This is a genomic window from Variovorax sp. GrIS 2.14 (genome assembly GCF_046115955.1).
GTDB lineage: Bacteria > Pseudomonadota > Gammaproteobacteria > Burkholderiales > Burkholderiaceae_C > Variovorax.
The window spans coordinates 1-24,804 of sequence record NZ_JBJXIA010000001.1 but is presented as its reverse complement, the minus strand read 5'-3'; the positions used below and the strand labels follow the sequence as shown (position 1 = coordinate 24,804).

The following is a 24,804-nucleotide window of genomic DNA, read 5'->3' as shown; positions in this document are numbered from 1 at the left end:
CGTCGGCCGGTGCGTCCGTGGCCGGCGACCGGGAGTTTCTATTTTCCAGAAGTTGATTTTTGCAGCGGCGCACTACGCGGCGCTGGCGGTGTTCGTCGTGAGCTGTTGGGGCTACGGGTGCGCCGTGTTGTCGCGCATCGGCGTGCCCACGCCGGCCGACGTTTGGCTCGAAGCGGCAATGAGCGCCACGCTCGGGGTCGGCCTGTTCATCTGCGCGTTTCAGGCATTGGCCATTGCGGGATTGTTCGGCGTGACGGGCGTGCTTGTGCTGGTCGCTATCGGCATCGGCGCTGCGGCGCTGCAAGTGCCGGCATGGCGGCGGCAATTGCGTGAGCGTGCCGCGGCTGCTGTCTTTCCTTCCTCCTGGGGCGTCGACGCGTCGATGTCTTGGCTCGACAAAGCCGCACTCGCCGCGCTCGCGCTGATCGCTCTTCCTGCGCTGGTCGCACCGCTCGCTCCGCCGGCCGTCTTCGACGAACTGATGTACCACCTGCCGTACGCGCGCATGCTGGCGCAGACCGGCACGCTCGGCATCCACGACTGGCTGCGCTACCCCTGGTTTCCGTACAACTACAACCTGCTCTATGCGGCCGCGCTGCTGGTCGGCGACGACGTACTGCCGCACTTCCTGAGCGCGCTCGCGGGCGCGCTGTCGGTAGGGATGGTCTATCGGCTCGGACGACAGCACACCAGCCGTACGCTCGCGCTCGCCGGCGCCGCCATCTGGCTCGGCCTGGGCGACTACGCCAGTGCGCTGATCGACATGGGCGTCGCACTGTTCGTGCTGGCCGGCTGCGTCGCGCTGTGGTGGTGGCGCGAGGCGCAGGATGCGAAGAGTCCGCAAGCGCCGCGCTGGCTGGTCGTGGCGACATTTTTCTTCGGCGTGGCGGCAGGGTGCAAGTACCAGGCGCTGACTTTTCTTCCGTTGGTCGCGGTGTTCGTGCTGTGGCGCGAGCGTCGGCCCAAGGTGTTGGCGCTCGCGCTGTTGAGCTTCTTGCTGCCGTGCATCTACTGGTACGCGCGCAACGCCATCACGACGGGCGACCCGTTCAACCCGATCGGCGCGCGCCTGTTCGGCTTCACCAACTGGAACGCCGCCGACTATCAGAACCAGTTCGACGACGTGAAGGCGCACGCGGCATGGCCGAACCTGGCGATCTGGGGCGTCGTGCTGGCGCCTTTGAGCCCATGGTTCAGGCGGTCTGCGGCGGTGCGCGCGGCGGTCGTGTTCTGCGCCTACTCGCTGGTCGTCTGGCTCGTGACGTCGCGCTATCCGCGCTACATGACGGCGTCGTACCCGTTGGTCGCGCTCATGTCTGCGCTGGGCTGGGCCGTGTTCTTCAAGGCGATCGCTTCGGGCGTTCGCAAGGCCGCACCGGCGTTCGCGGCGTGGTCACGATGGTCGACGGTCGGCGTTTGGGTCGGTGGGCTGTTGATCGTCACGCTCGCCGCCATGTCGGTGCAACAGACATTCAAGAGAGGCGCCATGGTCTCGCTCACGCAGGACACGCGCGATGCCTTCCTGCGCGTGAACGTACCGGGCTATGAAGTGATGCGCTACCTGCGCGAGCATCCGCACGGCAAGCTCTATCAGGTGGCGCTGAGCGAGGCGATCTACTACGGCCCCGACGAGGTTTGGGGCGACATGCTCGGGCCGTGGCGCTACGCCGATTTTCTGGCTGCGCCGCCAGCCGAGATGGCGCGCAAGTTCATGTCGCTGGGCTTCGGTTCTCTGGTCGTCGCCTCGCCCTATGTGGCGGGCCTGAGCAGCAAGCCCGGCTTCGACAAGCACTTCGTTCCACTGTTCGAAAAGGACGGTGCCAAGGCCTACCGTATCCTCGCGGACGCGCCATGACCGAACTCTCCTTACTTTCCCTGCGCATCGCCGCCGTCATCCCGTGCTTCAACGAAGCGCTGGCCATCGCCCAAGTCATCGCCGAGTTCCGCGACGTCTTGCCCGAAGCGCAGATCCATGTCTTCGACAACCGCTCCACCGACGACACCGCCGCAGTGGCACGCGCCAGCGGGGCGCGCGTCACGCACGTGGCGCTGGCCGGCAAGGGCAACGTCACACGGCGCATGTTCGCGGATGTCGAGGCCGACGTGTATGTGATGGTCGATGGGGACGCGACCTACGATCTGGACGGCGTGCGCCCGATGATCGATGCGCTGGTGGCAGGCAACCTCGACATGGTGGTCGGCTATCGCGTCGACGACGGCGCCGATGCCGAGACCTACCGGGCTGGCCACCGGCTCGGCAATCGCATGTTGACCGGCGCTGTCGTCGGACTCTTCGGCGGCCACCTCACCGACATGCTGTCGGGCTACCGGGTGTTCTCGCGCCGCTATGCCAAGTCGTTCCCGGCCGTGTCGGCGGGCTTCGAGATCGAGACCGAACTCACGGTGCACGCGCTCGAACTGCGCATGCCCTTCGCCGAACTGCCGGTGCGCTATCGCTCGCGGCCCGAGGGCTCGCACAGCAAGCTGTCGACCTACCGCGACGGCTGGCGCATCCTGAGGACGATCTGCAAGCTGTTCGTGAGCGAACGGCCGCTGCAGTTCTTTGCCAGCATCGCAGGGGTGCTGGCGCTCGTATCGCTGTTGGCCGCCCTGCCGCTAGCGCTCACTTACGTCCAAACTGGTCTGGTGCCGCGCTTGCCGACGGCCGTGCTGCTCACCGGCAGCATGCTGACCGCCATGCTCGCCTTCGTTTGCGGCGTGGTGCTGCATACGGTGACCATCGGCCGGCGGGAAGCCAAGCGGCTGCGCTACCTCGCGATTCCGGGCGTGCGACACGCTGTCGAGCCTTGAAGCATCCATCGATCTGCAGTGATCCGGCGATCAAAGCGCGATGAAGCTCGGTCGTGAATTCCTGACCTTCGCTGCGGTGGGCATCGTCGGCCTGGGAGTCGACGTCGGCGTGCTGTACCTCGCCGCGCCGGTGCTCGGCTGGTATGCAGCACGCGTCATGTCGTTTCTGGCCGCGGCCAGCACGACGTGGGCGCTCAACCGGCGCTACACCTTCGCGGCGCGGTCGTCAGACACGTCGATCGTGCGTGAGTACCTCGGCTATCTGGTGACGATGCTGGGCGGCGCCGTCATCAACTACGCGGTCTACGTCGCGACCCTGCACTGGATCGACGGTCGCTGGGCACCCGCGCTCGGCGTGGCGCTCGGCAGCTGCGCCGGCCTCACGCTGAACTTCCTGTCGGCGCGGCAGCTGGTGTTCAAGGCCCGGCGCGGTCCCTGACTGCGAACCGCGGCGCTACGCAGGGTAGGGCAGGCTAGTCGAGCAGCGGCTCGAGCCCCGACGCGCTGTCGATTTCGGTGGGCTTGTAGAGCTTGTGCGCCGCCGCCGGGCCGGGGACATCGGTGACGACGACCAGGCGCCATTGGTCTGTCGTCTTGGCGCACGCGCGCTCTTGCGCCGAGAGCTGAAAGCTGGCCATCCCCGCCGCTGTGCCTTTCACCGCGAGCTTGAGCAACGTGGCGCCCTTCTTGTCCTTCACCTCGATGTCGTAGCCGAGGTTCTGGCCGACCACGTTCTCAGGCTTGTATCCGTAGCCCGCGAAGTGGCGCGTCAGATACTCCAGCGCGGCCGTCTGCAGCTCTTCGCGGGAGGCGACGACCACCACGACTTCCGGCGGCGGCACCGGAACGCCGCCCCGCGCACGTGCGGCCTGCATGTCTTCGTCGGTGGGCAGCCAGCCGCGCGCGCCGCGCACCAGCACTGCGACCTTCAGGTCGGCATCCCACGAAGCGACGTGCCATTCCTGCTCGTCCGGGACACGTGTCGAGACTTTGGCCGCCTTGTCCGTTTCCAGGTCGGCAATCTCGATGCGGTTCGTCTGCAATACGGCCCGCACGCCTTGGCCCGCGTCGAGCGACCGCTTGAGCAAAGTCAGACGGTCTTTGGCGCGCTGAATCTGCTGGGCGCTTCGCTCCCCGCCGTCCAGCCGGCGCTGCGCATCCAGCGACTCGAGATAGAACCAGCGCCCATCGCCGGAGATGCTGACCAGCTCCGCCCAGACGGTGGCGATCACGTTGTCGCCGGTCGCCAGCCAGGCGTGGTCGCCCGCTTTGTCGCGCGCTTCGAACACGCCCATGCGGGCGATGATTTCGACAGGCGTGCGCTTTTCGCCGGTGAGGCGCTTTTCGTTGATGAGGGCCAGGACGGCGGGTTCGACTTCTTTTTCCATGCGGGAGGGAATCTGCGGGTTGTGACCGTCTCAAGTATGCCGCGAAGCGCTCTGGCCATTGTCGGGTGGCTCGCGCAGAATTCGTTTCGGGTTCGGCTTCGCTCAATTTTCAGGAGATACGAAATGACCCCTAAAAACACGATTTGTATTTGGTACGACGGCACCGCGTTGGACGCCGCCACCTTCTACGCCAAGACGTTCCCTGACAGCGCTGTGGGCGCCGTCCACCATGCACCGGGCGACTATCCCGATGGCAAGCAGGGCGATGTGATGCTGGTCGAGTTCACCGTTGCGAGCATCCCCTGCATCGGTCTGAACGGGGGCCCGCATTTCAAGCACAGCGAGGCGTTCTCGTTCCAGATCGCGACCGACGACCAAGCCGAGACCGATCGCTTGTGGAATGCGATCGTCGGCAACGGCGGTCAGGAAAGCGAGTGCGGATGGTGCAAGGACCAATGGGGCCTGTCCTGGCAGATCACGCCGCGCGTACTGATGGCTGCCATCGCGGACCCCGATCGCACGGCGGCCAAGCGCGTGTTCGACGCGATGATGACCATGAAGAAGATCGACGTCGTTGCGATCGAGGCGGCACGGCGGGGCTGAACGGTCGCCGGGCCGATGCCCGACAACGCGGGGCGCTGGTGGCGCTCAGTGCGCGCCGGAAACTACCGTCGGCACCTCGGTCGCAGGCGGTGTATTGCGACTCCGGCCGCAACGCACGATGCCGTCGATCATCACCATGCCGACGCCGGGAATGTCGCCGATCTGCACGCTCTCCAGCAGGCCCGACGCGGGCGAATGCTGCGCCCGGTCCATGAACACGAAGTCGGCATCGCGGCCGACCTCTATCAGGCCACTGTTCAGATTGCGGATGCGCGCCGTGTTGCCGGTCGCAAAGCAGAACACCTGCTCCGCAGGGATGTTGGCGAAGGCAGAAATGAACGAGACCATGCGCAGAATGCCGAGCGGTTGCACACCCGAGCCAGCCGGCCCGTCGGTGCCGAGGATGACGCGGTGCGGGCACTTGAGTTCAATGGCGGCGCGGGCCGCCGCAATGGCGGTTTTCTCGTTGCCGTTGTGCACGATCTCAATGGCGCGCGAACTCTTCTCACAGAGCTCGCACACATGCGCTTCGGGCAGCGAGGTGTGGCCGCCGTTGATGTGGCCGATGATGTCAGCGTCGGCTTCGAGCACCACGTCCTTGTCGATGTAGCCCGAGCCCGGCACCGAAGGGCCGCCCGTGTGGATGGTGCTCTGGATGCCGTACTTGCGGGCCCACGCGACCATCTCCTTGGCTTCGTAGCCGGCCTTGACCGTGCCCAGTCCCACTTCGCCCAGCAGGCCGACGCCGGCTTCGGCCAGTTCCTTGAAGTCGCTCTCGACCATGCCTTTTTCGATGACCGGCGCACCGGCCAGCACCTTCACGCCGGCCGGGCGAAAGTTGTCGAACGCGCGTTGCGCCGTGATGGCGAGCGCCTTCAATCCGACGATGTCCTTCGGCCGACCTGGCAAGTGCACTTCCCCGGCCGAGATCATGGTCGTCACGCCGCCGTTCATGCTCGACTCGATCCAGCCGAGCTGGCTCTGGCGCGGCGTCCAGTCGCCGAACACCGGGTGCACGTGGCTGTCGATGAGACCGGGCGCCACGGTGGTCTGGTGGCAGTCGATGACGGTCTTGGCACCCTCGACGTCCAGGTCCTTGTACTTGCCGACCGCGACGATCAAACCGTCGTTCACCACGATGGTGTCGGCATTGAGAATGGGCTTGTCGATGTCGCCCGAAAGTAGCAGGCCTATGTTCTGGATGACGACTTTGCCCGACTTGCCGCCGGTTGCGATTTCTGCCATTTCTTGACCTCGTGGGGGACTGTTGTTTGTTCATCGGGGACGCCGGCATCGACCGTGCGCAGCACGGTCTCGATGACGAAGTCTTCCCAGTGCGACACCGCTTCGGGCGTTTCGAGCGGCTCGCCCAGAAACGCCGTGAGCGTGTGTCGGTTCGACGTATAGAAGTAGCCGGTCGATGCGATCAGCAGATACAGATCGCGGGCGGCGACGTCGGCACGAAAGAGCCCTTGCGCCACGCCACTGGTGAGCAACTGCTGGATGATGGCGATGGCCTGCGAGGAGTACTCGCGCGCCCGCAGCGACTTGGCGATGTGCCGGCCCTTGTGCAGGTTTTCGGTGTTGAGCAGCGTGACGAACTCGGGGTTCTTGCGGTAGTAGCCGAGCACGAAGCGGATCACCGCGGTGAGCGACTCGACCGGTCGCGTGGCATCGAGTTCGATCGAGGCCTCTGCCTCGTCCATGCGCCGATAGATGCCTTCGAGCACCGCGATGAAGAGGCCCTCTTTGCTGCCGAAGTAGTAATAGATCATCCGGTCGAACGACTTGGCGGCTTTCGAGATTTTCTCGACACTGCCGCCGTCGTAGCCGTACTTGGCGAAGACCTTGGTGGCGGCCTTCAAGATCGAATCGCGCGTGGCCTGCGCCGCAGCCTCGCGCACGCCGGTGCGGCGTGTGGGCTTGGCGGCGGCCTTGCGCTCCATTATTTTTCAGCGAAGGCGCGTTCGATGACGAAGTCGCCGGGCGTCGAAGTATTTCCTTCTTTGAAACCCTTCGCTTCGAGCATGTGCTTTAGATCGACCAGCAGGCCGGGGCTGCCGCACAGCATGACGCGGTCTTCTGAGGCGTTGATTGGCGGCAGGCCCAGGTCGTCGGTCAGCTTGTTGCTTTCGATGAGCTCGGTGATGCGGCCCATGTTGCGAAACTCTTCACGCGTCACGGTCGGGTAGTAGAGCAACTGCTTTTCGATCATCTCGCCCAGGATTTCGTGCTTGGGCAAATGGTCGGTCACCAGGTCGTGGTACGCCAGCTCGTCGATCTGGCGCACGCCGTGCACCAGGATGACCTTCTCGAACTTCTCGTACGTTTCCGGGTCGCGGATGATGCTCATGAACGGTGCGAGGCCGGTGCCGGTGCCGAACAGATAGAGCCGCTTGCCGGGCAGCGTGTAGTCGATCAGCAGCGTGCCCGTGGGCTTGCGACCCACGATGATGGTGTCGCCCGGCTGGATATGCTGCAGCTTCGAGGTGAGAGGGCCGTCTTCGACCTTGATGCTCAGGAACTCCAGATGCTCTTCGTAGTTGGGGCTCACGATGCTGTAGGCGCGCAACAACGGCTTGTTGTTCACCTTGAGGCCGATCATGGTGAAGTGGCCGTTCGAGAAGCGCAGGGAAGGATCGCGCGTGGTGGTGAAGGTGAACAGCCGGTCGGTCCAGTGGTGGACGGTAAGGACACGTTCTTCGCTGAATGCACTCATACGGGATTCGATGTTGGTTGTGAACAGAAGTCGGTCATCCGATTGTCCTAGGTTGCCAAAAGCCTTGCGAACCCGCTTTGGAAACGCCGCTCGAAAACACCATTGCAAGCCTCGGGCCCGTTTGCTACATTGACCGTGAATGTAGTGAACGCCACATGAAAGTGTAGGGAATGCTACACAAATGTCAGACGCCCGACAAGCGCGGCCGTCGGCACGTTTGTTGCACGCAATTCGCAAGCCGCGTCCAGAAGAATCCTCACGAGATCGCCACGATGACCGAACACACCAAGACAGACGGATTGCCCGGCATGGACATGCCGGTGCCGGCCAGCCGCGAAGACAGCGCCGTCGCCAAGCCGGCCAAGATCGAGTGCAACGCCTGTCCCGTGCTGTGTCAGATCTCCGATGGCCGCACCGGCGCCTGCGATCGGTACGCCAACCGCGACGGCGTACTGGTGCGCGTCGATCCCGTGGTGCTGCTGCGTCGTGAGCTGTCGAGCGCCTCGCCCGCACTCGTGCCCTTCGACCGACCGGCAGCAGAGACCGCCGATGGCATCGACCCCGACTGGAACGGCGACCTGCTGCATTCCGACGAAGTCTTCGTTACCGGCGTCGGCTCGTCGACGACGTACCCCGACTACAAACCAGCGCCCTTTATCGTGGCGTCGAAGGCGCGCGGCGTGGACATGATCACCGTCGTGACCGAAGGCATCTTCAGCTACTGCAGCCTGAAGGTGAAGATCGACACCGATCGTTTTCTGGGCGCCGAGCAGGCCAACGTGCGCTACCGAGGCGAAGTCGTGGGGCACGTCACCACGGCGGAGTACGGTTCGCAGATGCTGTCGCTCGGGGGTGTGCATCACCTGACTGGCGGCAGCAAGAAAGAAGGCCGTATGACGGTCGAGGTGATGCAGTTGCTCGGCAACAAGAAGCCGGTCGAATGCACCATCGACGGCGGCGCCAGCATGGTGATCCAGGCCGGCAAGGCACCGATCGTCAACGGCGTCGAAGAGCAGCGCATGCGTGTCGGTTGCGGCTCGGCAGCCGTCGGCATCTTCGCGCGCCAGTTCGCCAGCGTGGCCGACGAGGTGGTGGTGGTGGACGACCACATTACCGGGGTGCTCACCGAACACCAGGCCGGCAAATGCCTCGATATGCCGAAGTCGGGGGTGCAGATGCGCGGCCGCAAGTCGACGCCCGGCCGTTACTTTCAGGTGGCCAATCCGGGCAATGGCTGGGGCGGAACCGACATCGACGATCCGCTGTCCATCATCGAAGGCTGGGAAGAGGGTGTGGCCAAGCCCGGCCTGCGACTGCTGATGACATCGACCACCGGCGAGCACGCGCAGTGGTACGTGCTGGACGACGCGCTGCGGCCCGTCGAGCAGCCGATGCCGTCCGAGGTGCGCCGCATCGTCGAGCGCATCGGCGAGAACTGCGAACCATCGCTGTGCACGGTGTTGTTTCTCGGCGGCGCCGGCGGCAGCCTGCGCGCCGGCGTCACGGAAAACCCGGTGCTGCTGACGCGTGCCATCAAGCAGGCGCTGGTCAACGTGACCTGCGGCGGCGCGCCGGCCTATGTATGGCCCGGCGGCGGCATCACGGTCATGGCGGATGTCATGCGCATGCCCGACAACAGTTTCGGCACCGTGCCGACGCCGGCCATCGTGGCGCCGATCGAGTTCAGCATGCGGCGCGACGACTACGCCGCCCTCGGTGGCCACATGGACAGCATCTTTTCGCTGGAGCAGGCGCTCGCGCGCGGGGCCTGGCAAGACGATGGCGCCCCGCTCGCGCGCCAGTGGCTGACGATCGACGAGGCCAATCCGTGGCCACTGGGTCAACCGCCCATGCTGGGTTAAGGCACTGCCGAAAATGACGGCACAACGCAACCGGCTCGACGCGGACCGCTGGCATTTCAGCCACGGGCCCATCGACGTCATTGCCGAGGCACATGGCGATGCAGCGGTCGTTGCCGCGGCGCATGAGGCCGCCTGGCAGCGCTTCGCCTGCGTGCTCGACGAACTGGTGGGCGAGCTGCGCGAACTGCGTCGACCGATTCAAACAGTGCAAGCGACGCGCACGCTGCGCGGCCCCATCGCACGTCGCATGTGGTCGGCCTGCGCACCCTTCAGTGCTGGCTTCATTACCCCGATGGCGGCCGTCGCCGGCTCGGTCGCGCAAGAGCTCGTTGCCTGCTACCTGCGCGCCGGCATCGAACGTGCCTGGATCAACAATGGCGGTGACATCGCGCTGCACCTCGCGCCGGGCGCGCAGGTGCGCATCGGCCTGCTGGCGGACATCGGGACCTTCGATTGGCGCGGCGCCGGCCCGCTCCTGACCGACGGCCAATTCGACATCACTGCCGACGTGCCGGTGCGCGGTGTCGCGACCAGCGGCTGGCGCGGCCGCAGCTTGTCGCTCGGCATCGCGGACAGCGTCACCGTGCTGGCGGCCACCGCAGCCGAGGCCGATGCGGCGGCAACGGTGATCGCCAACGCCGTCGATGTCGACGACGTGGGCATTCGACGCAAACCGGCCAGCGAATGCAAGGACGACAGCGACCTCGGTGACATCCCTGTGACGGTCGATGTCGCGACGCTGGGTTCCGTGCAGGTGCGGCGTGCGCTGGACGCGGGAGCAGCCTGCGCGCAGGCGCTGCAAGCGGCCGGCCGCATCCATGCCGCTGTGCTGGTTTGCCAGAAGCAATGGCGCGTCGTCGAGCCCTTATGCTCGGACGCACTGCGTGTCGCGCAGCCCGTCGGGCGCGTCGCGATGTCTGCAATTGGTTCAGTATTTGCTTAACGAAAAGCAAGGCAACTTTCAATGATCGCAATGATCGATATCCGTCGCGTCTTCACCCATGTCGAGCACATCCACCACGAGTTCGGGCCGCGCGCCGAGACGCCGTTGGTGCGTGGCGCCGTCGGCGTGGTGATGACCAATCCATTCGCCGGCCGCTACGAGCCCGACATCCTGCCGATGATGGCCTTGCTCGATCCGGTTGGGGTCGACATGGCGCACCGGCTGCATGCCGCGATGGACGTGCCCCTCGACCAGATCGCCACGTATGGCAAGGGCGCCATCGTCGGCGCTGCCGGCGAGCTGGAGCACGGTGCGCTGTGGCATGTGCCCGGCGGCTATGCGATGCGCGAGCTGCTCGGCTGGAAGGGCGACCGCGCTGCATATACCGCTGGCAAGGCGGAAGCCAAGGCCGGCCAACCTGCCAATGCTCTGTCGATCGTGCCGTCGACCAAGAAAGTCGGCCCGCCCGGCGCCGCACTCGACGTGCCGCTGACCAACATCAATGCCAGCTACGTGCGCGGCCAGTTCGATGCGATCGAAGTCCGCGTGCCTGGTGCGCCGGCTGCGGACGAAATTGTCTTCATCCTGGCGATGAGCACGGGCTACCGCATCCATGCACGTGTGGGTGGACTGCTCGCCAATGACATCAGCAAATGGGATGGTTTGCGATGAACGCGGCACCCACGAAGCATACAAAGACAAGGAAAAATTCATGAGCGCCAACATCAGAAAACTCGTCGTCCAGGTGGATGAAGTCCGCAAGGAAATGGGCCAGACCATCGATCCGCCGACGCGCCGTGCCGTCGCCATCGCTGTCATCGAGAACCCGTACGCCGGCCGCTACAGCGAGAACCTCGACGCGCTGATCGCCATCGGTGAAGAACTCGGCGCACTGCTCGGGCAAAAGGCCGTCGCCGCGTTGGGCATCGCGCCCGGCGCCGTCGAGAGTTACGGCAAGGCGGCTATCGTTGGCGAAGCCGGCGAGCTCGAACATGCGGCCGCCATCCTGCATCCAAAGCTGGGCGCGCCGTTGCGTGCCGCGGTCGAAAAAGGCGCCGCACTGGTGCCGTCGAGCAAGAAGCGCGGCACGCTCGGCACCGCCATCGACGTGCCGCTCGGTCACAAGGACGCCGCATTCGTGCGCAGCCACTTCGACGCGATCGAAGCGCGCGTGTCCGATGCGCCGCGCGCCAACGAGATCGTCGTTGCCGTGGCCGTTACCGACAGCGGCCGTCCGCTGCCTCGCATCGGCGGCCTGAAGGCCAGCGAGATCAAAGGTGAAGACGGTCTTCGCTGAACATGAGCACACCCCCAGCCTTCGCGCACTTCGTGTCGCTTCACCAACCCCCTTGCAGGGGGCAACACCAGCGGCCGGGCAAAGCCCGTTCCGCGGTGTTCCCGGCGAAGAGCGACTCATTCGTTACTTGTCACCATCCCCAAGGAGTTTTCCGATGAACCCATTGCGTCATGTCTTCAGCGCCGCGGCTCTCGCCGTGTTCGCCATCGCCGTCGTGCCCGCCCATGCGCAGGGCGTGATCAAGATCGGCGAAGTCAACAGCTACAAGGCGCAGCCCGCCTTCCTCGAGCCCTACAAGAAGGGGATGGAACTCGCAGTCGAAGAGATCAACGCCAAGGGCGGCGTCAACGGCAAGAAGGTCGAGCTGATCACGCGTGACGACAACGCGAACCCCGGCGACGCCGTGCGCGTGGCCGAAGAACTGGTGGCGCGCGAAAAGATCGATGTGCTGACCGGCACCTTCCTGTCGAACACCGGCCTGGCCGTCGCCGACTTCGCCAAGCAAAAGAAAATCTTCTTTCTGGCCGGTGAACCGCTGACCGACAAGATGACCTGGCAAGGCGGCAACGAGTACACCTTCCGTCTGCGCCCCGGTACCTACATGCAGGCCGCGATGCTGGTGCCTGAAGCCGTCAAGCTCAACAAGAAGCGCTGGGCCGTCGTGTACCCCAACTACGAATACGGCCAGTCGGCAGTCGCTGCGTTCAAGACGCTGCTGAAGGCGGCACAGCCCGATGTCGAGTTCGTGGCCGAGCAGGCGCCGCCGCTGGGCAAGGTCGACGCTGGTGCCGTCGCGCAAGCGCTGGCCGATGCCAAGCCCGACGCCATCTTCAACGTGCTGTTCGGCGCCGACCTGTCGAAGTTCGTGCGCGAAGGCAATACGCGCGGCCTCTTCAAGGACCGCGCAGTCGTCAGCGTGCTGACCGGTGAACCCGAGTACCTCGATCCTCTCAAGGAAGAAACGCCCAACGGCTGGATCGTCACCGGCTACCCGTGGTACGGCATTCAAACGCCCGAACACAAGGCCTTCTTCCTGGCCTATCACGCCAAGTACAACGACTACCCGCGCCTCGGCTCGGTGGTCGGATACACCATGATCAAGTCGGTCGCAGCAGGCATCGCCAAGGCCAAGAGCACCGAGCCGCTGAAGCTGGTCGCCGCCTTCAAGGGCCTGCCGGTCGATACCCCGTTCGGCAAGATCACCTACCGCGCCGAAGACCATCAATCGACGATGGGTGCGTTCGTCGGCAAGACGAAGAACGAAAACGGCAAGGGCGTGATGGTCGACTACACGTACTTCGACGGCGCCAAGTTCCAGCCGAGCGCCGCCGACGTCAAGAAGTCGCGCGCCGCAGACTGATCGTTCTTTTTTTCGACCGCTAGCTTTCGACTGCCCGCCTCATGAGCCTCTCGTCCCTGCTGCTGCAGTTCCTCACCGGGCTGTCATCGGCTTCTTCGTTGTTCCTCGTGGGCGCGGGTCTGTCGTTGATCTTCGGGGTCACGCGCATCGTCAACTTCGCGCACGGCTCCTTCTTCATGGTGGGCATCTACATTGCCTACACGCTGGTCGACCGGCTCGGCACCGGGCTCGGTTTCTGGCCGGCCATCGTCATCGCGGCGCTGGCCGTCGGCGTACTCGGCGCGTTGATCGAAATGGTGCTGCTGCGGCGCATCTACAAGTCGCCGGAACTGTTCCAGTTGCTGGCCACCTTCGCACTCGTCCTGGTCATCAAGGACGCGGTGCTCTATCTCTGGGGACCCGACGAATTGCTCGGCCCTCGCGCGCCGGGCCTGTCGGGCGCGGTCGAAATCCTCGGGCGGCAGTTCCCGACCTACGACCTGTTTCTGATCGTCGTCGGCCCGGTCGTTCTCGGCCTCATGTGGCTGCTGTTGACACGCACGCGCTTCGGCACGCTGGTGCGTGCCGCCACGCAAGACCGCGAGATGGTCAGTGCGCTGGGCGTCAACCAGGCGTGGCTCTTTACGGCGGTGTTCGCGCTGGGCGCCATGCTCGCGGGACTCGGTGGCGCGCTGCAACTGCCGCGCGAGCCGGCCACGCTGGCGATGGACTTGAACACCATCGGTGCCGCCTTTGTGGTGGTGGTGGTCGGCGGCATGGGCTCGATCCCCGGTGCCTACGTCGCCGCGCTGCTCATCTCCGAGATCAAGGCGGTCTGCATCTGGCTCGGCGTGGTGGAACTCTTCGGCTACAGCGTCTCGTTCTCCAAGCTCACGCTGGTGGTCGACTTCATCGTGATGGCGATCGTGCTGGTGTGGCGCCCGTGGGGCCTGTTCGGCCGGCCGCAGGCGCCGAGCCGCTATGTCGGCATGGCTGAAGAACCATTGCGTCGCGCCAGCAAGGGCTATCTGTGGGCCGTTGCCGTGCTCGGCGTACTGCTGATGGCGATGCCGCTGCTCACGGTCGACTCGCCCTACACCACGGTGCTGATGATCGACCTGCTGATCGCCGCGCTCTTCGCTGCCAGCCTGCACTTCATCATGGGTCCGGCCGGCATGCATTCGTTCGGCCACGCGGCGTATTTCGGCCTGGGTGCCTACGGCGCTGCGCTGCTGGTCAAGGCCAGCGGCCTGCCGATGGAACTCGCGCTGATCGTGGCGCCGCTGGTCGCAGCCATCGGCGCTTTCGTCTACGGCTGGTTCGCGGTGCGGCTGTCGGGGGTCTATCTGGCGATGCTGACGCTGGCCTTCGCGCAGATCACCTGGGCCATCGTCTACCAGTGGGATTCGTTCACCGGCGGCAGCAACGGGCTCACCGGCGTCTGGCCGTCGGAATGGCTGTCGGACAAGCGCATGTACTACTGGCTCACGCTGATCCTGGTGGCGGCCGGCGTGCTGCTGCTGCGCCGGGTGCTGTTCTCGCCCTTCGGCTACGCGCTGCGCGCCGGGCGTGACTCGGTGCTGCGTGCCGACGCCATCGGCATCGACGTCAAGCGCATGCAATGGACGGCGTTCGTCATCGCCGGCACCGCAGCCGGTCTCGCGGGCTCGCTCTATGCGTTTTCCAAAGGCAGCATTTCGCCAGAGAGCCTGAGCGTCGACAAGTCGGTCGACGGGCTCGTCATGGTGTTGTTAGGCGGTGTCCAGACTCTGGCGGGCCCGGTCGTCGGTGCCGTCACCTTCAGCTGGTTGCACGACACGGTGGCGCGCAATACCGACTACTGGCGCGCGATGCTGGGTGCGATTATTTTGATTCTGGTGCTGCTGTTCCCGCAGGGCATCGCGGGGTTTTCCAAGCAGATGTTCGACAAGCTGAAACGCAAGACTGTAATGGCGGGGGATGCCCCCATCCCAGCCTTCCCCCGGAAGGGGAAGGAGCAACTTCCATGAACGCAGACATCGCAACATCCGTGACCGACGTCCCGCTTTTGAAGGTCACCGGCCTCGGCAAATCCTTCGGTGGCGTGAAGGCGGTCGACGGCATCGACTTCGAGTTGAAGGCCGGCGAACTGCTGGCGCTGATCGGGCCGAACGGCGCGGGCAAGTCGACCACCTTCAACATGGTCAACGGGCAGCTCAAGGCCGACCAGGGTTCCATCCTGTTCGACGGTCACGAGCTGGTGGGCATGAAGCCGCGCGCGATCTGGCGCCTGGGTGTCGGCCGCACCTTCCAGATCGCCGAAACCTTCGCTTCCTTGACCGTGATCGAGAACGTGCAGATGGCGATGCTGTCGCACGACGGCAGGCTTTTCTCGATGTGGCGTCGCGCGGCCGAGCACAAGCGCGACGAAGCACTTGCGTTGCTTGACCAGGTCGGCATGAAGGCGCAGGCCGATCGGCCGTGCAGCGAACTGGCTTACGGTGACGTCAAGCGCGTCGAACTCGCCATCGCGATGGCCAACGCACCCAAGCTGCTGCTGATGGACGAGCCCACTGCCGGCATGGCACCGAAGGAGCGCAACTCGCTGATGGCTTTGACCAAAGACCTCGTGATCAGCCGTGGCCTGGCCGTTCTCTTCACCGAGCACAGCATGGACGTGGTGTTCGCGTACGCCGATCGCATGATCGTGCTGGCGCGCGGACGTCTGATCGCGCAGGGCAAACCGCTCGAGATCCGCGACCACCCGAAAGTGCAGGAGGTGTACTTCGGCAGCGGCAAGACCTTCGAGAAAATCGCGGAGAAGGCAGCGGCTGTCAATGCTGCTGTTGGAGCCTCGGCATGAGTGCACACGAACTGCTGCTCGAAGCCAAGTCGCTCTGCGCCTGGTACGGCGCGGCACAGATACTGTACGACGTCGACCTCGAAGTGCGACGCGGTGAAGTCGTCGCGTTGATGGGCCGCAACGGCGCCGGCAAGTCGACCACGCTGAAGACACTGATCGGCATGCTGACCAAACGGCGCGGTGCCGTGCGCTTCCTGGGGCACGACATTTCGAAGAGCGAGCCGCATGTGGCGGCGCGCCTCGGACTCGGCTTCGTTCCGGAGGACCGGCGCGTGTTCACCGATCTCACGGTGATGGAAAACCTCGAGGTCGGCAAGCAGCCCGAACGGCACTGGACCGACGGCACGGCGGCACCGCTCTGGACGCCCGAGCGGCTCTTCAAGCTGTTTCCCAATCTCGGCGAAATGCCGAACCGGCCGGGTGGCCGCATGAGCGGCGGCGAGCAGCAGATGCTGACCGTCGCGCGCACGCTGATGGGCAACCCGTATCTGGTGCTGCTCGACGAACCGTCAGAAGGCGTCGCGCCGGTCATCGTCGAACAGATGGTCAACATGATCCTGGAGCTCAAGTCGCAGGGCGTCAGCATCCTGCTGTCGGAGCAGAACATGCACTTTGCGGAACTGGTGTCTGATCGTGCCTACGTGCTCGAAAAAGGCCAGATCCGCTATCACGCGTCGATGGCCGAACTTGCCGCCAACGAAGATGTGCGGCGGCAATATCTCAGCGTTTGATTCGTCGCTTCATCTCAACCATCCAGCCAAGGACACCCAACCATGCATCGCAAAGCTGTCACGCGCCCTCAGTCGGGCAACGTCGCCGCGGTGGGCTGAGCTGTGAACGCCTCTTTTCCCGACTCCGCTGCGAACTCCCTTGGCCGCTCTCGCGCCAGGACCGCACTGATCGTGGTCGACGTGCAGAACGGCTTCATCGACGGCGGTGGCCTGCCTGTGAAAGGCGGCGCCGAGGTCGTGCCGGTGATCAACCGCCTCGCGTCGGTCTTCGAGAACATCGTCATCACGCAGGACTGGCATCCGCCCGGCCACGCCTCGTTCGCTGTCAACCACGCGGGCCGCAGCCCTTACGAGATGGCGACGATGCCGTATGGCGAGCAGGTGCTGTGGCCGGTCCATTGCGTGCAGGGCACCGAAGACGCCGCGCTGCACAAGGACCTCCACCTGCCCACTGCGCAGCTCATCATCCGCAAGGGTTTCCATCCCGGCATCGACAGTTACTCCGCCTTCGAAGAAGCCGATCGCAAGACGTCGACCGGCCTGGCCGCCTATCTGCATGCGCGCGGCATCGACACGGTCTATGTGACCGGACTGGCGACCGACTTCTGCGTCGCGTGGACCGCCCTTGACGCGCGCACCGCCGGCTTCACCGCGTTCGTCATCGAAGACGCGACGCGTGCGATCGATCTCGATGGCTCGCTCGACAAGGCCTGGGCGCAGATGGCCGCGCAGGGCGTCGGGCGCATCCAGTCGGCCGAGCTGATCGGTTGATGGCCTTTTCCCTGACCGTCAACGGCCGAGCGCAACAGCTGTCCGTGTCGCGCGAGGCATCGTTGCTGCACGTGCTGCGCAACGACCTCGGGCTCAACGGACCCAAGTACGGTTGCGGACTTGGCCAATGCGGGGCGTGCACCGTGTGGGTCGACGGCGTGGCGGCGCGCAGCTGCGTGATCCCGGCGCACGGCGTCGAAGGGCGCGAGATCACGACGCTCGAAGGGCTGGGTTCGCGTGACGATTGGCACCCCGTTCAGCAAGCTTTCGAAGACGCGCAGGCCGCGCAGTGCGGCTACTGCCTGAACGGCATGGTGATGCAGGCTGCGGCGCTGTTGGCGCGCGAGCCGAATCCCAGCGAAGACCGTATCCGCGCCGAGCTGTCCGGCAACCTGTGCCGTTGCGGCACGCATGTCGAGATCGTTCGCGCGGTCCAGATAGCGGCGCTGCGGCTGGCTGAGGCCGCGTCATGAGCGCTGCGCAATGACATCGCGGCGGGCCGACCAGCCGCGCACCCGCGCCGACTTCTTGAATGCCGATGGCGTGCTCGTCATCGTGCGTCCGACACCGCCGGCACCGCCGCCTGCCAAGGGCCAACCTGAGCTCGTGTCGGGCAACCCGATCGAAGGCGACGAGGTGCTGCTCGCGGTGTGGGACGACGGGAGCGCGACGGGGTTGAACGGCCACGTCGATCTGGGCACCGGCCTGCAGACCGCACTGGCGCAGATCGTCGCCGAAGAGCTCGACCTCGGCATGCCATGCGTGCGCATCATGCTGGGCGACACCGCGCGTGCGCCCAATCAGGGCGGAACGATCGCCAGTGCGTCGATCCAGAACCATGCGAGGCCGTTGCGCTTCGCCGCAGCACAGGCGCGGGCCTGGTTAATTGCGCGTGCCGCGGCACGGCTCGATGCGCCGGTCGACGCGCTGGTCGTTCGCAACGGCACGGTTCACGTCGCCGATGTACCCGAGCGCCGCGTCGCTTTCGGCGAGCTCGTGGCCGGCCAGCGCACTGTGCTGCAACTGGCGCATCACGGCGAACTGAAGCATCCGGACGACTACCGCATCGTCGGCACCTCGCAGCCGCGCGTCGACATCCCGGCCAAGCTGGCGGGCGAACTCGTCTTCGTGCACGACATGCGCGTGCCCGGCATGCTGCACGGCCGCGTCGTGCGGCCGCCGTATGCCGGTGCCGACCATGGCGACTTCATCGGCAACACGCTGGAGTCGGTAGATGAAGCATCGATCGCTCACATCCCCGGCATTCGCGCGGTGGTGGTGATCCGCGACTTCGTCGGCATCGTCGCCGAGCGCGAAGAGCACGCGGAGCAAGCCTTGCGCGAACTGCGCGTGACATGGAAGCCGTGGCCCGGCATGCCCGACCTCGGCGACGTCGCGCAGGCGATTCGCGACAACCCGTCGACGCAGCGCTTGCTGGTCGACGAAGGAGATGTCGATGGGGCGCTGGCTGCGCTAGCGGCGTCCGGCAGCTCGATGAGGCGGACGTATGTCTGGCCGTACCAGATGCACGCGTCGGTCGGACCTTCATGCGCGTTGGCGGAGTGGCATGCCGATGCCGATGCCGATGCTGATACGCATGAAGGCGGTGGTCAGATCGCACTGCGCGTCTGGGCCGGCTCGCAGAGTCCGCACGTGCTGCGCGAAGATCTCGCCAAGCTGATGGGCGTGCGCGATGTGCAGGTCGATGTCGTTCGCATGGAAGCCGCGGGTTGCTATGGCCGCAACGGCGCCGACGACGTGGCCGCCGATGCTGCGTTGCTGGCGCGTGCGGTCGGTGCGCCGGTGCGGGTGCAGCTCACGCGCGAGCAGGAGCATGCGTGGGAGCCGAAGGGTGCGGCGCAGCTGATGGAGATCGACGGCGGCCTGCTCGCCGATGGCGGCATCGCTGCGTATGACTTCGAAACCTCCTACCCCTCCAACGGATCGCCGACGCTCGCGTTGCTGCTGACGCGCACCATCGAACCTGTTGCGCATGCCTATGAAATGGGCGACCGCACGGCGCGTCCGCCGTATGCGGTCGACAACCTGCGCGTCAAGGTCAACGACATGGCGCCAATGGTTCGCGCGTCGTGGTTGCGCGGGGTGTCGGCGCTGCCGAACTCGTTCGCGCACGAGTCGTACATCGACGAGCTGGCGACGGCCGCCGGCGTCGATCCGGTGCAGTTCCGGCTGCGCCATCTGCACGATCCGCGCGCTGTCGAGCTGGTGCAGGCGACCGCGCAGAAAGCCGGCTGGCGCATGCGTACCGGGCCGCAGGAAAACGCCGATGGCGGGCTGGGGGAGGGCGGCGACATCCTGTTCGGCCAAGGCTTCGCGTATGCGCGCTACGTGCACAGCAAATGGCCGGGCTTCGGCGCGGCCTGGGCGGCGTGGGTGGCCGACGTCGAGGTCAATCGCAAGACCGGCGAGGTGCATGTGCGGCGCGTGGTCGTCGGCCACGATGCGGGGCTGACGATCAACCCCGCGGGCGTCGAACACCAGGTACACGGCAACGTGATCCAGACCACGAGTCGTGCGCTGATGGAGGAGGTGCGGTTCGCACCGCAGCACAAGGCCGGCGAACGCTTGCCCGGCGTGCTGCCGTCCGGCGTCGTCGCGAGCCGCGAATGGGGCAGCTACCCGATCATCAATTTTCGGCAGGTTCCCGTCATCGAAGTGATCCAGATGGCACGCCCCGGCGAGCCGCCGCTGGGCGCGGGCGAGTCGTCTTCGGTGCCGGGGACGGCGGCGATCGCGAATGCAATCTTCGATGCGACGGGGGTGCGGTTTCGGTCGCCACCGTTCACCTCCGAAGTCATCCGTGCTGCGCTCGGCAGTTCACTACCTCCCCCGCTGCGGGAGGGCATGGGTGAGGGCATGAAACCGGCGCAACTTGACCTGCGCGTGCCCCCGTCCCAGCCTTCTCCCAAAGGGGGAAGCAGCAATACAAGAAGCATTTGGGCGGTGGGGAGTGCGCTCGCCATCGGTGGCATCGGTGTCATCGCCGGGCTGCTCGGCTGGCGCTCGGTCATTGCACCCGTGTCGTTCAGCGCGCCGGTCTACAGCGCTTCGACCATCGAGCGCGGTCGGGTGCTCGCAGCGCTCGGCGATTGCGTCGTATGCCACACCGCTGCAGGCGGCGTGCCCAACGCCGGTGGACGTGCGATGGAGACGCCCTTCGGCACGCTCTACGCAACCAACCTCACGCCCGATGCCGACACGGGTCTCGGGCACTGGTCGTTCAGCGCATTCCAGCGTGCGATGCGCGAAGGCGTCTCGCGGGATGGCCGTCACCTGTACCCCGCATTCCCGTACACGGCGTTCGCGAAGACCAGCGACGACGATCTTCAATCGCTCTATGCGTACTTCATGTCGCTGCCCGCAGTCCGCGCCGAAACGCCGCCTGCCGAGTTGAAGTTCCCGTTCAGCATTCGTCCTTTGATGGCGGGATGGAACGCGCTGTTCCACGACGCGACGCCCTACCAACCGGTCGCCTCGCAGACAGCCGAGTGGAACCGCGGCGCCTATCTGGTCAACGGCCTGGGCCATTGCGGCGCGTGCCACACGCCGCGCAATTCGCTCGGCGCGGAGCAGGGCGGCAATGCGCTCTTCTCCGGCGCCATCGCCGACGGATGGGAAGCGCCCGCACTCACCTCGCTTTCGAAGGCGGCCGTTCCGTGGGACGCCGATGAGCTGTACCGCTATCTGCGCCAAGGTCACACGCAACGGCATGGCATCGCCGGCGGTCCGATGGCCGAGGTCGTGCGTGAACTCGGCGCGGTCAGCGACGATGATGTACGCGCGATGGCAAGCTATCTGGCGACGTTCAATGCGGTGACGACATCGGCATTGCCCGAAGCGCACGCCGCCACGGCGACCCGCGCTATCGACAGCGCCGCCGCCGGTCGCGGCCCGCTGCTCGGCTCGGCGCAGCGCATGTTCGACAGTGCCTGCGCCGTCTGCCATCACGATGGCGACGGGCCGACGCTGCTCGGCGTCAACACGCCCCTCGCGCTCAACAGCAACCTCACCAGCACGCGACCCGACAACCTGCTGCGCACGATCCTCGATGGCGTGCGCGCGCCGGCGACCAAAGACATCGGCTTCATGCCCGCATTTCGCGATGCACTCGACGATGCGCAGGTCGCGCAACTCGCGGGCTACATGCGCGCGCGCTTCGCACCACAGGAGCCGGCATGGAACGAGCTGCCGGCGCAGGTCGCACGCGTGCGGGCCTTGCGCTGATCGCCGTACCATCGACGGCAGACGCTGCTTTCAAGCGCCGAACCAGGAGATACGCCCGATGACCACCACCCTCTCGCCCGACACCAGCCTGCCCCGCGACGCCGACCGCGCCACCCTCATCGGGCGCATCTGGCAACCCGGCATCGGGCCCACGCTGGCCGCAGTGCACGAAGGCGGACTCCACGATCTCTCGCGCCTCGCGCCGACCGCGAGCGACCTGCTCGAAGCCGATGCGCCGCCCGCCGATGCCGTGCGCGAAGCCATCCAGTCTGGCAAAGCGCCACGCATCGCGCATCTCGCCGATGTGCTCGCCAACAGCTTCGAGGCGCAAGACGACGAGACCAATGCGCGAGACTTTGGCCGGCCATGGTTGCTCGCGCCATGCGACCTGCAGGCGATCAAGGCCAGCGGCGTCACCTTCGTCGAGAGCCTGCTGGAGCGGGTGATCGAGGAACAGTCCCGCGGCGATGCATCCAAGGCCGACGCGATTCGTGCGGCTCTCAGCGGTGTGCTGGGCGACAACCTGGCCGGCATCGTGCCGGGCTCGGCCGAGGCCGCGAAGGTCAAGGCCTTGCTGATCGCACAAGGCGCGTGGTCGCAGTACCTCGAAGTCGGCATCGGCCCCGACGCCGAGATCTTCACCAAGGCGCCGGTGCTGGCGGCGGTGGGCACCGGTGCGCAGGTCGGCATTCATTCGGGCTCGGTCTGGAACAACCCCGAGCCGGAGGTCGTGCTGGCGGTGAACAGCCGGGGTCAGACGCTCGGTGCGGCGCTCGGTAACGACGTCAACCTGCGCGACTTCGAAGGCCGCAGCGCGCTGCTGCTCGGCAAGGCGAAAGACAACAACGCGTCATGTGCCATCGGCCCGTTCATCCGCTTGTTCGATGCGCACTTCGGCATCGACGATGTGCGCCGCATCACGGTCGGGTTGAAGGTCGTCGGCCCTGAAGGCTTCGTGCTCGAAGGATCGAGTTCGCTCGCGAAGATCAGCCGCGATCCGCTCGACCTGGTCGGCCAGGCGATCAACCCGCATCACGCGTATCCCGATGGCCTGATGCTGTTCCTCGGCACGATGTTCGCACCGACGCAAGACCGGCACGGTCCGGGTCAGGGCTTCACGCATGTGGTCGGCGACCTTGTGACGATCTCGGCGCCGGAACTCGGCGCGCTCGTGAATCGCGTGGTGCACGCTGATCAGGCGCCGCGCTGGAACTTCGGCATTGGCGCGTTGATGCGCAATCTTGCGGGACGCGGATTGCTCTAGCTTTTCAGCGCGGACGTTTTAGCGCGTACTTCAGAGCGTCCCGCGCAGGGCGCGCCTGTATTGAACTGCCTCCGCCACATGCGCGACCTCGACCAGCGGCGACGACGCCAGGTCGGCGATGGTGCGCGCGACCTTGAGCGCGCGATGCGTAGACCGCGCGCTCCAGCCCAGCTTGGCGGCGGCCGTGTGCATGAACTTCAGGGCTGCCGGTTCGAGGCCGGCGTGGCGATCGATCTCTGCACCTTGTAGCGCCTGGTTCGGCTTGCTCTGTCGCTCGACAGCGCGGTCTCGCGCAGCGGCGGCTCGCGTGCGGATGCTGTCGGTCGATTCACCCGCAGGTGAATCGAGCAGCTCCTTGGCCGATACCGCAGGTACTTCGATATGCAGGTCGATGCGGTCGAGCAGCGGGCCGCTCAGCTTGCCCTGGTAGCGCGCGACCTGGTCGGGCGTGCAGCGGCAGGCTTTCAGCGTAGAGCCGAGGTAGCCGCAAGGGCAGGGGTTCATCGCGGCGATGAGCTGGAAGCGCGCAGGGAATTCAGCGCGCCGTGCCGCGCGCGCAATCGTGATGGTGCCGGTCTCCAGCGGTTCGCGCAGCGCTTCAAGCGCCGAGCGCGCGAACTCGGGAAATTCGTCGAGGAACAGCACACCGTGATGCGCCAGCGAAATCTCGCCCGGTCGCGGTGGCGATGGACCACCCACCAGCGCCACCGCGCTCGAGGTGTGGTGCGGTGTCGAGGTCGGCCGTTGCATCCAGCGCTCGATGGCGAAGTGGCCGCCGAGGCTGGCCACGGCGGCGCTTTCGAGCGCCTCGTCGACCGTCATCGCCGGCAACAACCCGGCAAAGCGTTGCGCTAGCATTGACTTGCCCGAACCGGGCGGTCCGACCATCAGGAGCGAGTGATTCCCGGCGGCCGCGATTTCGAGCGCCCGCTTGGCGCCGACGTGGCCTTTGACGTCGGACAAATCGGCGTAATGCGGCGGCGCGGCGCTCGCGGCCGGCAGCATGCGCGCCCAGCCGTCGACTGGAGCATCTATTGGTGCAGTCGCGTCGGCTGGCAAAAATTGACGCACCACATCGAGCAGATGCGCCGCGCCATAAACCTCGGTGCCATGCACCAGTGCGGCTTCCCTCGCACTTTCGGTGGGCAACACCAGCTTCGTCGCGACACCGCAGCTGTGCAGCGCGAGTGCCATCGCCAGGGCGCCGCGCACCGGCCTCAACTGGCCTGACAAAGACAACTCACCCGCGAACTCGTGGCCTGCCAGCCGGGCACCGTCGATTTGACCGCTGGCCGCGAGGATGCCGAGCGCGATCGGCAAATCGAGGCGGCCCGAGTCCTTCGGCAGGTCGGCCGGGGCGAGGTTCACGATGATTCGCTTGTTGTTCGGGAAGTCGAGCCCGGCGTTCTGGATCGCGGAGCGAACCCGTTCACGGGCCTCCTTGACCTCCACATCGGCCAGCCCGACCAGCACGAAGCTGGGCAACCCGTTCGCTAAATGCACCTCGACGGTCACGCTGGCAGCTTCCAGGCCCAGCAAAGCGCGGCTTTGCACCAAAGACAAACTCATTTCGCTCCCTTTCCCCAATATGGTGCACCATACTTTTGTGGGGTCGTTGCTGCCGGTTGGCGGACAGCCAATTGACAGAAACAGTTTGATTAACTTTCGCCCGGCGAGCGATTCGGATTAGCGGTTCAGGTTCCGCGCTTACGTGAACTTTGGCACGCTCCCTGCTTTGAGGATCACTCCAACCCATTCCAAAACCCCCTGAGGAGCTACCCGATGATGCACCGTACCGCCGCCAAGACCCTGGTTGTCCTGGCCACCGCTTTGACCGCGACGGGTGCCGTCCTGGCCCAGACAACGCCGGCCGCCGATCCAGCTGCTGCGCCGGCGGCGACGTCCCCCCTGACCGCCAACATCTCGCTGACCACGAACTACAAGTTCCGCGGCCAGGACCAGGACACCATCGGCCACAACGGCTTGTAC

At 65.7% G+C, this 24,804-nt stretch carries 21 protein-coding genes and 1 pseudogene; 17 read left to right on the top strand and 5 right to left on the bottom strand.

Going from position 1 to position 24,804, the window contains the following annotated elements; genetic code table 11:
* Window positions 1–52: 52 nt before the first annotated feature.
* Genes RCH10_RS00110 through RCH10_RS00100 form a run of 3 tightly spaced genes read left to right on the top strand, consistent with a single transcriptional unit; the run spans window position 53 to window position 3,250 of the window.
* Complete coding sequence (locus tag RCH10_RS00110) at window positions 53–1,855, top strand: glycosyltransferase family 39 protein (RefSeq protein ID WP_409050782.1); 1,803 nt, start codon at window positions 53–55, stop codon at window positions 1,853–1,855.
* Entirely contained in the window at window positions 1,852–2,811 is a 960-nt protein-coding gene (locus tag RCH10_RS00105) for a glycosyltransferase family 2 protein (protein WP_409050781.1), read from the top strand. Before RCH10_RS00110 ends, RCH10_RS00105 begins: the two co-directional genes overlap by 4 nt.
* Window positions 2,812–2,851: 40 nt before the next feature.
* Window positions 2,852–3,250 (top strand): GtrA family protein, encoded by a 399-nt coding sequence (locus RCH10_RS00100; protein ID WP_323497302.1) that lies wholly within the window; start codon window positions 2,852–2,854, stop codon window positions 3,248–3,250.
* A gap of 34 nt (window positions 3,251–3,284) precedes the next feature.
* Here RCH10_RS00100 and RCH10_RS00095 read toward each other — a convergent pair whose 3' ends face one another.
* Window positions 3,285–4,199 carry a protein NO VEIN domain-containing protein gene (locus RCH10_RS00095; RefSeq protein WP_323497301.1) on the bottom strand — a complete coding sequence of 305 codons (915 nt, stop codon included), beginning with the start codon at window positions 4,197–4,199 and terminating at the stop codon, window positions 3,285–3,287.
* Between the two features lie 123 nt (window positions 4,200–4,322).
* Between RCH10_RS00095 and RCH10_RS00090 the strand changes: the two genes are divergently transcribed.
* On the top strand, window positions 4,323–4,802 hold the full coding sequence (locus RCH10_RS00090; protein ID WP_323497300.1) for a VOC family protein: 480 nt from the start codon (window positions 4,323–4,325) through the stop codon (window positions 4,800–4,802).
* Between the two features lie 45 nt (window positions 4,803–4,847).
* On the opposite strand, the gene RCH10_RS00085 is transcribed toward RCH10_RS00090, so the two are convergent.
* From RCH10_RS00085 to RCH10_RS00075, 3 genes are read right to left on the bottom strand one after another with little or no spacing between them, the layout of a single operon-like run.
* Window positions 4,848–6,047, bottom strand: coding sequence for an amidohydrolase family protein (locus tag RCH10_RS00085; RefSeq protein WP_409050780.1), 1,200 nt, complete (start codon window positions 6,045–6,047; stop codon window positions 4,848–4,850).
* Window positions 5,993–6,748 (bottom strand): TetR/AcrR family transcriptional regulator, encoded by a 756-nt coding sequence (locus RCH10_RS00080; protein WP_409050779.1) that lies wholly within the window; start codon window positions 6,746–6,748, stop codon window positions 5,993–5,995. The genes RCH10_RS00085 and RCH10_RS00080 overlap by 55 nt, the downstream gene beginning before the upstream one ends.
* Window positions 6,748–7,521 carry a ferredoxin--NADP reductase gene (locus RCH10_RS00075; protein ID WP_323497297.1) on the bottom strand — a complete coding sequence of 258 codons (774 nt, stop codon included), beginning with the start codon at window positions 7,519–7,521 and terminating at the stop codon, window positions 6,748–6,750. Before RCH10_RS00075 ends, RCH10_RS00080 begins: the two co-directional genes overlap by 1 nt.
* A gap of 272 nt (window positions 7,522–7,793) precedes the next feature.
* Between RCH10_RS00075 and RCH10_RS00070 the strand changes: the two genes are divergently transcribed.
* The 12 genes from RCH10_RS00070 to RCH10_RS00015 all read left to right on the top strand — a co-directional run bounded on the left by RCH10_RS00070 (window position 7,794) and on the right by RCH10_RS00015 (window position 22,815).
* Window positions 7,794–9,383 carry a 6-hydroxynicotinate reductase gene (locus RCH10_RS00070; protein ID WP_409050778.1) on the top strand — a complete coding sequence of 530 codons (1,590 nt, stop codon included), beginning with the start codon at window positions 7,794–7,796 and terminating at the stop codon, window positions 9,381–9,383.
* A gap of 13 nt (window positions 9,384–9,396) precedes the next feature.
* Complete coding sequence (locus RCH10_RS00065) at window positions 9,397–10,326, top strand: UPF0280 family protein (protein WP_409050777.1); 930 nt, start codon at window positions 9,397–9,399, stop codon at window positions 10,324–10,326.
* Window positions 10,327–10,356: 30 nt separating this feature from the next.
* Window positions 10,357–10,998, top strand: coding sequence for an amino acid synthesis family protein (locus RCH10_RS00060; RefSeq protein WP_409050776.1), 642 nt, complete (start codon window positions 10,357–10,359; stop codon window positions 10,996–10,998).
* Window positions 10,999–11,038: 40 nt separating this feature from the next.
* On the top strand, window positions 11,039–11,623 hold the full coding sequence (locus tag RCH10_RS00055; RefSeq protein WP_323497294.1) for an amino acid synthesis family protein: 585 nt from the start codon (window positions 11,039–11,041) through the stop codon (window positions 11,621–11,623).
* Window positions 11,624–11,777: 154 nt separating this feature from the next.
* Window positions 11,778–12,983, top strand: a complete 1,206-nt coding sequence (locus RCH10_RS00050; RefSeq protein ID WP_409050775.1) for an ABC transporter substrate-binding protein — start codon at window positions 11,778–11,780, stop codon at window positions 12,981–12,983.
* Between the two features lie 41 nt (window positions 12,984–13,024).
* On the top strand, window positions 13,025–14,971 hold the full coding sequence (locus RCH10_RS00045; protein ID WP_409050774.1) for an ABC transporter permease: 1,947 nt from the start codon (window positions 13,025–13,027) through the stop codon (window positions 14,969–14,971).
* Window positions 14,968–15,804: an ABC transporter ATP-binding protein gene (locus RCH10_RS00040; RefSeq protein WP_409050773.1), complete on the top strand. Its 837-nt coding sequence runs from the start codon at window positions 14,968–14,970 to the stop codon at window positions 15,802–15,804. Before RCH10_RS00045 ends, RCH10_RS00040 begins: the two co-directional genes overlap by 4 nt.
* On the top strand, window positions 15,801–16,535 hold the full coding sequence (locus tag RCH10_RS00035) for an ABC transporter ATP-binding protein (protein ID WP_409050772.1): 735 nt from the start codon (window positions 15,801–15,803) through the stop codon (window positions 16,533–16,535). The genes RCH10_RS00040 and RCH10_RS00035 overlap by 4 nt, the downstream gene beginning before the upstream one ends.
* A gap of 102 nt (window positions 16,536–16,637) precedes the next feature.
* Window positions 16,638–17,306 (top strand): bifunctional nicotinamidase/pyrazinamidase, encoded by a 669-nt coding sequence (gene pncA, locus RCH10_RS00030; protein WP_409050771.1) that lies wholly within the window; start codon window positions 16,638–16,640, stop codon window positions 17,304–17,306.
* Window positions 17,306–17,779 carry a (2Fe-2S)-binding protein gene (locus tag RCH10_RS00025; RefSeq protein WP_409050770.1) on the top strand — a complete coding sequence of 158 codons (474 nt, stop codon included), beginning with the start codon at window positions 17,306–17,308 and terminating at the stop codon, window positions 17,777–17,779. The genes pncA and RCH10_RS00025 overlap by 1 nt, the downstream gene beginning before the upstream one ends.
* A gap of 10 nt (window positions 17,780–17,789) precedes the next feature.
* A complete protein-coding gene (locus RCH10_RS00020) occupies window positions 17,790–21,551 on the top strand; it encodes a molybdopterin cofactor-binding domain-containing protein (protein ID WP_409050769.1) in 3,762 nt (1,253 codons plus the stop codon).
* A 58-nt stretch (window positions 21,552–21,609) separates the two neighbouring features.
* Complete coding sequence (locus tag RCH10_RS00015; protein WP_409050768.1) at window positions 21,610–22,815, top strand: fumarylacetoacetate hydrolase family protein; 1,206 nt, start codon at window positions 21,610–21,612, stop codon at window positions 22,813–22,815.
* Window positions 22,816–22,845: 30 nt separating this feature from the next.
* Here the strand turns inward: RCH10_RS00015 and RCH10_RS00010 are convergent, their stop codons facing one another.
* Window positions 22,846–24,384: a YifB family Mg chelatase-like AAA ATPase gene (locus RCH10_RS00010; RefSeq protein WP_409050767.1), complete on the bottom strand. Its 1,539-nt coding sequence runs from the start codon at window positions 24,382–24,384 to the stop codon at window positions 22,846–22,848.
* A gap of 213 nt (window positions 24,385–24,597) precedes the next feature.
* Between RCH10_RS00010 and RCH10_RS00005 the strand changes: the two are divergent.
* Window positions 24,598–24,804, top strand: a pseudogene (locus RCH10_RS00005) (hypothetical protein); the annotation flags it as partial.